This window comes from Polaribacter sp. Z014 (assembly GCF_023555435.1).
Taxonomy (GTDB): Bacteria; Bacteroidota; Bacteroidia; order Flavobacteriales; family Flavobacteriaceae; genus Polaribacter.
Genome location: NZ_JALCZP010000066.1, coordinates 1 through 1,962, shown reverse-complemented (window position 1 = coordinate 1,962; position 1,962 = coordinate 1). Strand labels below are relative to the sequence as shown.

Annotated in this window: 2 protein-coding genes; both read right to left on the bottom strand. The window is 28.6% G+C overall.

What is annotated here, in order from left to right:
- Positions 1-108 precede the first annotated feature (108 nt).
- Positions 109-636: a hypothetical protein gene (locus tag MPF19_RS18875; protein ID WP_249989828.1), complete on the bottom strand. Its 528-nt coding sequence runs from the start codon at positions 634-636 to the stop codon at positions 109-111.
- 168 nt (positions 637-804) lie between these two features.
- Complete coding sequence (locus tag MPF19_RS18870; RefSeq protein WP_249989827.1) at positions 805-1,845, bottom strand: PIN domain-containing protein; 1,041 nt, start codon at positions 1,843-1,845, stop codon at positions 805-807.
- Between the last annotated feature and the right edge of the window lie 117 nt (positions 1,846-1,962).

Sequence of the window (1,962 nt, the reverse complement as noted above, 5' to 3'; positions counted from 1 at the left end):
ATGAACGGCTATTTTCCGCAGGAAAATTGAAGTGAGTAAAAATGCAACTGCCTTCGGTTAAGCTAAAAATAAGCAATTTTTTATACACGGTGTTGGGTAACGTTTTTTTTATTCGGAATTATTATTTAATTCAGAATTGGAATGATTTAAAGAATCTATATTTTTTCGGGATAAAACTAAAGTACGCAATTCCTTTGTTGTTCTTTTATTTTCTAATATATCTAGTTTTATTTGTTTCAATTCTTTTTCGACAATTGGAACTTTTATAAATAAATCATAAAATCCATAAATACCACCTAATAAACCAAATATGAAAACAGTCCAAAAAGTTTTTCTATTCCAACCAGAAACTATAGATTCATTATGTAATTTTGTTCTCTCTGCTAGTTTGTCATATTTTTCCTCTTTTAGTTTTAATTGTATTAGTTCTATATTTAAAATTCCTAATTCAGTTATAGTAAATAGGTTGTCATTTCCAATTGATTCAACATATTTTTTACCCTCTAAATATTCAATAATATTCAGATATTCCGTAAATCCAATGTTTTTAGGTAAAAATTTAGTTTCGTCAATTAACCTAAAATTATTCTCTTTTATAAAAATTAAAACAATTAGCTGTTTTTCTTTTTCTTCCATTCTTCAAAGTGTGATTGGTAAATGTTACCCAACGTTGTTGTATATGGTTTGTTGCGTGTTTCAAGCACCTAATTTAGTAAATAATTACCGACCAAGAAAGTCCGCGAGGACTTTCGTAAGTAGACGAGAAGCCAGCAATAAATTATATACGGTGTTACCACACGTTTTTTACACGTTCAGTAATCTTCCGTTGTTAAATGTCTCAATTTCTGGTTCATAAATAGTATCATCATCAGGTTCTATTTCAAATATCAAATCGACGTCAATGTATCTGATTTCATCAATCAACACAGCTTTTGTGTCCATAAATATCCATTCTTTGGTTTCATAATCTCTAAACATATTGTCTTCATCATCAATTATAATCTCTACTTTATAATTTACGTAAACCCTTAACTGAACAGAAATGTAATCTTCAGAAACGTTTGTTATGTTATAGTCTTCAATGTCCGTTTTTACTTCAACTATAGAATATTCGTGAACCTCGTATGAATTTGAGTATTCATAATATTTACTGTAATCGTCAAGTTGGTCTTCTATCCAATCTTTTATTTCAGTTTGGATGTTTTCGGATTTATTTTGAATTATATCATCAATTTCATCGAGCCTTTTCTGATGATATTCGCTCTCAATTTCTTTTATCTTATCACTTAAATATAAGTCGAAATCATCTATTATTTTTAAATGCTCACTTTTGTAGTTTAGCATATCGTTGTCTTTAGAGAAAGCCAAAACTTTAGTATTGTTTTCCTCTGCCCAAATCTCTACCGATTTAAGTGCAAATGCATCTGGAAATTCACTTTTTTTTCCACCTGAACCAAAAGGGAATTTTTTACCGAAATAGCTATTAAATATGTCTTCAATATTTAAAGTTGGGTAATCTATAATTTCAAATTTAGAAACTGAAAATCTCTCTTCTAAAATTGCCTTTAATTCTTCATTTATTTCAGAACTCTCAAAAGGCTCGAATTTTTTACTTAGTGAAGGTACATTTCTTAAAATTCTTGTTTCGTTTCTATACTTTTTAAATTTCTGACTTGATTCCTCAACGTTTTTTGTAATTCGGTTAAGTATTTCGTCATAAGTTAGTTTTGGAAGAATAACTTTAATATTACCTCGTTCTGCTAATTTGTAAACTTCTTTAATCCTTTTACTCTCTAAAAAATTATTAGATTCAAAAATCGAAGTATCTATAAAAATTATATCCATTTAGTTTGGTTTAAATGTGTGGTAACGTTGATGTATAAGCTTTGTTGCGTTGTTTAAGCAGTGAATTTAGTAAATAAAACACGAACGGCGAAATTCCGGAGGAATTTCCCAAGTGAG

What these genes read in the sequence shown, in the direction of transcription:
- MPF19_RS18875 (WP_249989828.1), bottom strand. Translation starts at nt 636, where the DNA reads ATGGAAGAAAAAGAAAAACAGCTAATTGTTTTAATTTTTATAAAAGAG.
- MPF19_RS18870 (WP_249989827.1), bottom strand. Translation starts at nt 1,845, where the DNA reads ATGGATATAATTTTTATAGATACTTCGATTTTTGAATCTAATAATTTT.